This is a genomic window from Streptomyces sp. NH27 (assembly GCF_056859195.1).
Genome location: NZ_JACEGK010000391.1, coordinates 1 through 7,478, shown reverse-complemented (window position 1 = coordinate 7,478; position 7,478 = coordinate 1). Strand labels below are relative to the sequence as shown.

Here is a 7,478-nt window from a genome sequence, read left to right as displayed (position 1 = left end):
GGCGCCCCACCGCCGAGTTGTACGGTCGGGGGGCGACTGCACCAGGTGACGGCCGACGACGGCCAGAAGAAGGCGGCGAGGCGGACACGTGGCAGCACCCATCGAGGACTACGCGATCATCGGGGACCTCCAGACCGCCGCGCTCGTCGGTCGGGACGGCTCGATCGACTGGCTGTGCCTGCCCCGCTTCGACTCGGCGGCCTGCTTCGCCGCGCTGCTCGGCGACCGCGACAACGGCCGCTGGCGGATCGCCCCGGTCAACTCCGCGCACTGCGCGACCCGTTCCTACCGCGGTGACACCCTCGTCCTCGACACGGTGTGGGAGACCCCGAGCGGCACCGTGAAGGTCACCGACTTCATGCCGCAGCGCGACAAGGCGCCCGACGTGATCCGCGTCGTCGAGGGCATATCCGGCGAAGTCGCCATGCACGCCGAACTGGTGCTGCGATTCGACTACGGCAACGTGGTGCCCTGGATGCGCCGCATCGACGGCCACCGCGTGGCCACCGCCGGCCCCGACTCCGTATGGCTGCGCAGCACCCCCAACGTGCCGATGTACGGCAAGGACATGCGCACCTACGCCGACTTCACCGTCTCCGCCGGCGAGCGGGTCGGCTTCGTACTGACCTGGAACGCCTCGCACGCCCGGCACCTGCGCAAGGTCGACCCGTTCGCGGCCCTCGACAACTGCCTCAAGGACTGGGAGTCCTGGTCCTCCCAGTGCCGCTACGAAGGCCCTTGGCGCGACGCGGTGCTGCGCTCCCTGATCACCCTCAAGGCACTCACCTACGCGCCGAGCGGCGGCATAGCGGCCGCCGCGACCACCTCGCTGCCCGAGGAGATCGGCGGCGTCCGCAACTGGGACTACCGCTACTGCTGGCTGCGCGACGCGGCCCTGACCCTCAACGCCCTCATCGCCGGCGGCTACCTGGACGAGGCGCACGCCTGGCGGGACTGGCTGCTGCGCGCGGTCGCCGGCGACCCGGCCGACCTCCAGATCATGTACGGCATCGCGGGCGAGCGCCGGCTGCCGGAGTACGAAGTGCCGTGGCTGGCCGGCTACCAGGGCTCCACCCCCGTCCGGATCGGCAACGCCGCCGCCGGCCAGCTCCAACTCGACGTCTACGGCGAGGTGATGGACTCCCTCTTCCTCGCCGGGGAGCGCGGCCTGGCCACCGAGTCGCACGCCTGGAACCTCCAGCGCTCCCTGATGGACTTCCTGGAGTCCAAGTGGCACGAACCCGACGAGGGCCTGTGGGAGGTACGCGGCCCGCGCCGGCACTTCGTGCACTCCAAGGTGATGGCCTGGGTCGCCGCCGACCGCGCGGTGCGCACCATGGAGGCCCGGCCCAAACTGCGCGGCAACGTGGACAGTTGGCGCGCCATGCGCGCGCAGGTGCATGCCGAGGTGTGCGAGAAGGGCTACGACGCCGACCGCAACACCTTCACCCAGTCCTACGGCTCGCGTGAACTGGACGCCGCCACCTTGCTGATCCCGCAGGTCGGCTTCCTGCCGCCCGACGACCCCCGGGTGGTCGGCACCGTGGCGGCGGTCCGCGCCGAGCTGGACCTCGGCGGGTTCGTCCGCCGCTACAGCCCCGAGGCCGCCGGTGTCGACGGCCTGCCCGGCACCGAAGGCGCCTTCCTGGCCTGCTCGTTCTGGATGGTGGACGCCCTGCACACCACGGGGCGGCCTGCGGAGGCGAAGGAGCTGTTCGAGAAGCTGCTGTCGCTGCGCAACGATGTCGGCCTGCTCGCCGAGGAGTGGGACCCGGTCGCGGGACGGCAGTTGGGCAACTTCCCGCAGGCGTTCAGCCACATCGGCCTGGTCAACAGCGCGCTGGCGCTGACCGGCCGACGGGGCGACACCACCGCCTGACCAATGGGGCGCCGGCGCGGCACCCCAGGGATAGGCTCTGCCGGCGTGACCGGGATATGGGTGGGACTGTGGTGGGCCGCGGACCTGGGCGTGATGACGTGGCTGATGATTCGCTGGGCCATCCGCGGTCAGCGGGCGCGACGGCAGTTCATGGTCGAGCACCCGGAGAAGTACGCGGCCATGAACCGCAAGGAGCAGGGCTGGGCCGGCGCCGAGTCCTCCCGCTACATGCTCTGGATGGCGCTGGCGTTCACGGCCGCGGTGGTGCTGGTCGGGCCGATCGGCAGTATGGCGATCGTCGGACGGTTGTAACGACCTGGGGGGTAAGCGCGTCAGCTCACCCGGCGGGCCCGGTGGCGCACCGCGCGCAGCCGGGCCTCGGCGGGCAGTTCCTCGAGCCCGGCCGAGGTGCGGGCCCGCTCCAGCACCGAGGAGTCCAGACCCGCCACGACCTCCCGCGGGTTGGCGTGCGGCTCCAGGCCGAGCACCAGCCGCGCCGAGGGGTTGCCGCGCTTGCCCACCAGCCGGGCCCCGGACCACGCCACGCCGTCGTACGCCTCGGACTCCGACCTCAGCACGTCCTCCACCGCCCGGCCGCGCAGCATCGCGCCCTGGCCGTCGCCGCTGTCCACCCGGACCTGCCGCACCCGCCGGCTGCGCGCCTGCGCGAACAGCCACCACAGACCGATCAGCAGCAGGATCGCGAGCACCGCGATCACCACCGGCCACCACCAGCCGTCCGAGCGGTAGCGGGTCCGGTCGTGCGTGCTGAGCAGCACGTCCTTCGGACCGCTGAACGGCCACCAGTGCGGCAGCTTGAAGTTCCAGTGCTTCTCCAGGTTCAGGCCGCCGACCAGCACCGCCAGGCCGACCACCAGCAGCAGGAGACCGAGCAGGCCGAGCATGACCCGGTTGAGTGTGGTGCGCATGCGCCCTCTCCTCACGCCTTCTTGTCGGCCCGCTGGATGTGCACGCGCATGCCGAGCGCCTTGGCGAGCCCGAGCTGCCCGGCCGCCTTGTCCAGAGCGACCGTCAGATCACGCCGTACGTCGTCCAGTTCGCGGAAGTGCGAGGTGGCGCGCGCCTTGACCTTGCGGCGGCCCACCTTCACCCGCGACCAGCGCACTCCGGGCACCTCCATCGCCCGGTCGCGCAGCACCAGTTCGGCCGCGTGCCGGTCCAGGCCGGCGCGGACGCCCTGCGGGCCGCGGCGGGCCATCGGCAGCACCCCGCGCTCGCCCGGGGTGGACGCGAGCAGCAGCAGCCACAGGCCGAGCGCGGCGGCCACCGCGGCGCCGACGATGATCCACACGTTGTCCAGGTGACGGGTGGCCAGCTCGTGCGCCAGCGTCTTCCGCCAGGCCATCGCCTTGCGATCGGTGCGCACCGCGGCGACGTCGTAGAGGAACAGGCCGGCCAGCGCGGTGCAGACGGCGGCGGTCACGGCCGAGGGGATACGGCGGCCGGACCAGAAGCGCTTGGCCCGCATCGCGCCGGGCTCACCGGCCGCCGGGGCGTACTGGATCGCGCCGGAGTCGGAGTACGGTTCGGGCTCGCGTGGGTCCAGGGTGGGCAGCTTGACGGTCGGCTCGGGTTCGTCGGACCGGCCGAATCCGGTATCCGGGCCGGAGCCGAGGTCCGAGCCGGGGCCGTAGGCGGGACTGCCGCCCTCGTCGCCGTAACCGCGACCGCCGTCTTCGCCGTCGCCGTGCCGGTCCGCGGGACGGTCGGGGCCCGGGCCGTAGTCGCTCACTGCACCCTCCCTTCGTCCTTGCGGCGGCCGGCGGCCGAGTGCAGGCGTTCGACCTCGACCGCCACCTCGGGTACCACCATGCCCGTCAACGCCTCGACCCGGCCGGTCACATGACGCCGTACCGTGCCGCAGAGCGCGCCGATGTCGGTGGGATAGCCGAGTTCGAGGGCCAGCCGCAGCCGGGCGGTGTCCTTGCGCACCGACACCGTGGCGTGCGGGCGCGCGTCGTCGGGCACCAGGTCGGCGCCGGGTGCGCCGATCAGCGCCTCACCGGCGGCCTGCGCGGCGATCTTCGCGATCACCCGGTCCGCGATCCGCAGTGCACCGCGCTCCGCAGGCGGCATCCGGGCGGGTGCGGCTCCCGCCATCAGCGCCGCCGGTCGCGGTCACGGTCGCGGTCGCGCGTCCGGAAGAACTCGCCCGGTTCGATGTCACCGTCCAGGAACTTGCCTGCCACGAATCCGACCGCTCCGAGCGCTGCCACCAGCAGGAAGGCCCCGAATCCGCCGAACCATCCGGCGAATCCGAGTGCCATTCCCACGGCCAGGCCGATCACCGCCATACTCATTCCGCGCTCTCCGTCCCCTCAGCCATGACCGCCTCCGCCTGTGCTGGAACCGGGTCCGTCCCTACGGGCCCGCTACTGGACCCGCTGCTCGCGATCGTCGTCGTCATCCTCGTCCGGCAACTTCACGTCGCCCACGGCGACGTTGACCTCGACGACCTCCAGGCCGGTCATCCGCTCCACCGCCGCGACGACGTTCTCGCGTACGGCGCGGGCGACTTCGACGATCGACACGCCGTATTCGACCACGATGTCGAGGTCGAGCGCGGTCTGGACCTCGCCGACCTCGGCCTTGACCCCACGCGACACCGAACGGCCGCCGCCCGGCACCCGGTCGCGCACCGCGCCGAACGTACGGGACAGCCCGGTGCCCATCGCGTGCACGCCCAGGACATCGCGAGCGGCGAGGCCGGCGATCTTCTCGACCACGCCGTCGGCGATCGTGGTGCGCCCCCGGGTGGCGGGGTCGCCGAGCGCCTTGCGGCCGCCCGAACTTCCCTTGTCCAGCGTCCTGCCCTCGGACACGAACGAGCCGTTCGGCTCCGGGGTGCCTTGCTGTGCGGTGTCGGTCATCGCGAGTCGTCCCTCCGTCTGGGCTGCTCCGTGCTCCACACTATGTGCGCATGCCCCCGCACGCGTGGGGGATGCGGCGAGTGGGTTGTCGCCGACCCCCCATCAGAGTGGTCGGCCCGCGGGAGGCGAGGCGTGGTGGCCATGGACCGGCTGGCTCGGACGGTACGGGAGCAGGTCGCGTTGGGTCGGCTGCTGCCACTCGGCGGGCCCGAGGACGCCGCGTGGATCACCGAACGGACGGCCGTGGCCGCCCTGCGGGCCGTCTGCGCGGCGCTGCCGGGAGTACGGCTCGGCCGGGTGGATGTCGTGCCGGCTCCGGACGGCGCCGGCGGTGCCGACGACCGGGACGTGCCCGCCGCCGCCCCGCTGGGCGCGCTGCCACACCAACCGCTGCGGATCCGGGCGGGGTTCGAGGCCGCGGTGGGCGAGCCGCTGCCGGTCATGGCCGAGCGGCTGCGGATCGCGCTGTTCGCTGCCGCGGGCGACGACGGGTTGGGGTTGCCGGTGCATGCCGTGGATCTCGCGGTCACCGGGCTGCTCGACGATCCCGACGAGCCGGCCGCCGCCGTCGGGAGCGGCCGCGCCCGGCCGGAGTTGGAGGGTGACGCCGAGGCCGACGACGACGGCGGGCGGGGCGTCGTCCACGGCACCGCGCAGGCGGCGGAGGCCGCGGTGCGGGCGGTGCCGGGCGTGGCCCGTCTGACGCGGCGGCTGACCGGGCGCGGGGGTGTCCGCATCCGCGATACGCAGCCGCCGGGGAGTCCGGCTCGGCACGTTCAGCTGCAGATCGCCACGGAGCGGTCCTTCCGGCCGCTCGCCGTGGCCCGCGAAGCCGCTGCCGCGGCCGCCAAGGCCACCACCCCGGGTGCCCCCGGCCCCGTCTGCACGGCCGTAGTAGTCACCGACATCACGTAACCGGGGCGCCCCCGGTTAGTGGGCGGACAGGGTCCCTCCGGCTACGCGCCGTCCCGGTCACGGCGATCTCCCGGCCGCGGGCCGGTGGCCTGCTTGTCGCGCCGTTCCCCGCGCGCCCCTTGGGGATGGCCCTCCTTCCACGGAGGAGCCGCACATACCCAGGCGCGGGGAGCGGCGCGACAAGCCACGACGCACCGCAAGGTGGCCATGGGACCGCAAGGGGCACCGCCCCAGGGCGCGGGGAACGGCGCTCCCCCACAGCTTCGCCCGAGTGGGGGTGCCCCCGGCGGAGCCAGGGGGAGGACCCCCATCCGCCCACCACCGGCAGGTGGTCCCTCAGCCGACGGAACGGGGGCATCCGGGGGGTCAGTCACCCGCACCCGTGAGGTCCCGCAAGCGGCGCCCCTGGGCCGCGCGCTCGGCCGCGCGCTGCGCTGCCTCGGGTTCGCTGAGCGCGGAGCGCAACAACGCCTTGGTCTCGATGACCGCATCCCGCGGTGCGGCCAGCACCGCCGCGACCAGATCCGCCACGGTGTCGTCGAGTTCCGCCGCAGGCACCACCACGTTCGCGAGCCCGCACTGCGCGGCCTCGTCGGCCCGCACGAACCGCCCGGTCACGCAGATCTCGATGGCGCGGCCGTACCCGACCAGTTCGACCAGCGGCTTCGTGCCGGTGAGGTCGGGCACCAGCCCGAGCGAGGTCTCCCGCATGGCGAACTGCACGTCGTCCGCGCAGACCCGCATGTCGCAGGCGAGGGCGAGCTGGAAGCCGGCGCCGATCGCATGCCCCTGAACGGCGGCGACCGTGATGAGATCAGTGCGCCGCCACCAGGTGAACGCCTCCTGGAACCCCGCGACGGCCTCTTCGAGCTGGTGCTCGGTACCGCGCGCGAGGTCGAGGAAGGACGGCTCGCCGTCGAAGCCCTCTGGGGTGAACGCACGCCGGTCGAGTCCGGCGGAGAAGGACACGCCCTCGCCGCGCAGCACCGCGACCCGTACGCTCCCCGGCAGGAGCCGGCCCGCCTCGGCCAGGGCCCGCCACAGGGCGGGCGACTGGGCGTTGCGCTTGGCCGGGTTGCAGAGGGTGATGTGTGCGACGGCGCCGTCCAGGGTGAGCCGGACTCCGTCGCGTTCGAGCAGTACGTGGGCATCGGGCATCGGGCACCTCCGAGCGGACCGCGAACATGATTACCGAAGGGTAACCACTCGGTCGGCTCGCCGGACGGACGGGTGCCCGCACATGCCCCGGGGCGGATCGGGGACGCTGCTCGCGCCCGCTCCACGCCCGCCCGCGGGAAATCCCCGCGGGGATCAGGCCGCGGTGGCCTTCTTGCCCCGTGTGGCACCGCCGCGGCCGCGCAGGGCCACGCCGGACTCGCTCAACATCCGGTGCACGAACCCGTAGGAACGGCCGGTCTCCTCGGCCAGGGCTCGAATACTCGCACCGGAGTCGTACTTCTTCTTCAGGTCTGCCGCGAGCTTCTCGCGCGCGGCGCCGGTCACCCGGCTGCCCTTCTTCAGAGTCTCGGCCACCCGTGCCTCCTCCAGGGAAGTGCGCTATGGACTCTCATGATCACCCCTAACCACGTTCCTGGCCACCCATTCGACAAGGTCCATCCGCGTACATTCAGCAACCGAATGCCCCGATAGCCCCGGCAGAACCCGGTGCGCGCACTATTTCCCGGCCGTCAATTTCGTACCGAGATCACAGCCCGGGGAATACCGGCAGGTCAGCCGGGTCCGTAAGGAGTTTCCCGACGTCACGGGCGTGTTCGCCGGGTCGGGCGGGGTGG

Annotated in this window: 9 protein-coding genes and 1 pseudogene; 3 read left to right on the top strand and 7 right to left on the bottom strand. The window is 72.9% G+C overall.

Annotated features, from left to right (window positions below; translation table 11 throughout):
- Window positions 1-76: 76 nt before the first annotated feature.
- Both AC13HU_RS26840 and AC13HU_RS26835 read left to right on the top strand, forming a co-directional pair.
- Window positions 77-1,879: pseudogene (locus AC13HU_RS26840) on the top strand (glycoside hydrolase family 15 protein); the annotation flags it as partial.
- Between the two features lie 45 nt (window positions 1,880-1,924).
- A complete protein-coding gene (locus tag AC13HU_RS26835; RefSeq protein WP_483044536.1) occupies window positions 1,925-2,191 on the top strand; it encodes a hypothetical protein in 267 nt (88 codons plus the stop codon).
- A gap of 20 nt (window positions 2,192-2,211) precedes the next feature.
- Here the strand turns inward: AC13HU_RS26835 and amaP are convergent, their stop codons facing one another.
- From amaP to AC13HU_RS26810, 5 genes are all read right to left on the bottom strand, one after another.
- Entirely contained in the window at window positions 2,212-2,808 is a 597-nt protein-coding gene (gene amaP, locus AC13HU_RS26830; RefSeq protein ID WP_483044535.1) for an alkaline shock response membrane anchor protein AmaP, read from the bottom strand.
- An 11-nt stretch (window positions 2,809-2,819) separates the two neighbouring features.
- Window positions 2,820-3,632, bottom strand: a complete 813-nt coding sequence (locus tag AC13HU_RS26825) for a DUF6286 domain-containing protein (RefSeq protein WP_483044534.1) — start codon at window positions 3,630-3,632, stop codon at window positions 2,820-2,822.
- On the bottom strand, window positions 3,629-4,000 hold the full coding sequence (locus AC13HU_RS26820) for an Asp23/Gls24 family envelope stress response protein (protein WP_483044533.1): 372 nt from the start codon (window positions 3,998-4,000) through the stop codon (window positions 3,629-3,631). Before AC13HU_RS26820 ends, AC13HU_RS26825 begins: the two co-directional genes overlap by 4 nt.
- Window positions 4,000-4,200, bottom strand: a complete 201-nt coding sequence (locus tag AC13HU_RS26815) for a hypothetical protein (RefSeq protein WP_103884081.1) — start codon at window positions 4,198-4,200, stop codon at window positions 4,000-4,002. The genes AC13HU_RS26820 and AC13HU_RS26815 overlap by 1 nt, the downstream gene beginning before the upstream one ends.
- Window positions 4,201-4,272: 72 nt before the next feature.
- The gene (locus AC13HU_RS26810) at window positions 4,273-4,770 is read right to left on the bottom strand and encodes an Asp23/Gls24 family envelope stress response protein (protein ID WP_483044532.1); all 498 of its coding nucleotides are present in this window, start codon (window positions 4,768-4,770) and stop codon (window positions 4,273-4,275) included.
- A 132-nt stretch (window positions 4,771-4,902) separates the two neighbouring features.
- Between AC13HU_RS26810 and AC13HU_RS26805 the strand changes: the two genes are divergently transcribed.
- Complete coding sequence (locus AC13HU_RS26805) at window positions 4,903-5,685, top strand: hypothetical protein (RefSeq protein ID WP_483044531.1); 783 nt, start codon at window positions 4,903-4,905, stop codon at window positions 5,683-5,685.
- Between the two features lie 366 nt (window positions 5,686-6,051).
- On the opposite strand, the gene AC13HU_RS26800 is transcribed toward AC13HU_RS26805, so the two are convergent.
- Together AC13HU_RS26800 and AC13HU_RS26795 are read right to left on the bottom strand one after the other, a co-directional pair.
- Window positions 6,052-6,843 (bottom strand): enoyl-CoA hydratase/isomerase family protein, encoded by a 792-nt coding sequence (locus AC13HU_RS26800; protein WP_483044530.1) that lies wholly within the window; start codon window positions 6,841-6,843, stop codon window positions 6,052-6,054.
- A gap of 153 nt (window positions 6,844-6,996) precedes the next feature.
- Window positions 6,997-7,218: a helix-turn-helix domain-containing protein gene (locus AC13HU_RS26795; protein WP_202232978.1), complete on the bottom strand. Its 222-nt coding sequence runs from the start codon at window positions 7,216-7,218 to the stop codon at window positions 6,997-6,999.
- Between the last annotated feature and the right edge of the window lie 260 nt (window positions 7,219-7,478).

Bases quoted from the DNA above. Each gene is read 5' to 3' on its own strand.
- amaP (WP_483044535.1), bottom strand. From the start codon at position 2,808: ATGCGCACCACACTCAACCGGGTCATGCTCGGCCTGCTCGGTCTCCTG.
- AC13HU_RS26820 (WP_483044533.1), bottom strand. From the start codon at position 4,000: ATGGCGGGAGCCGCACCCGCCCGGATGCCGCCTGCGGAGCGCGGTGCA.
- AC13HU_RS26815 (WP_103884081.1), bottom strand. From the start codon at position 4,200: ATGAGTATGGCGGTGATCGGCCTGGCCGTGGGAATGGCACTCGGATTC.
- AC13HU_RS26810 (WP_483044532.1), bottom strand. From the start codon at position 4,770: ATGACCGACACCGCACAGCAAGGCACCCCGGAGCCGAACGGCTCGTTC.
- AC13HU_RS26800 (WP_483044530.1), bottom strand. From the start codon at position 6,843: ATGCCCGATGCCCACGTACTGCTCGAACGCGACGGAGTCCGGCTCACC.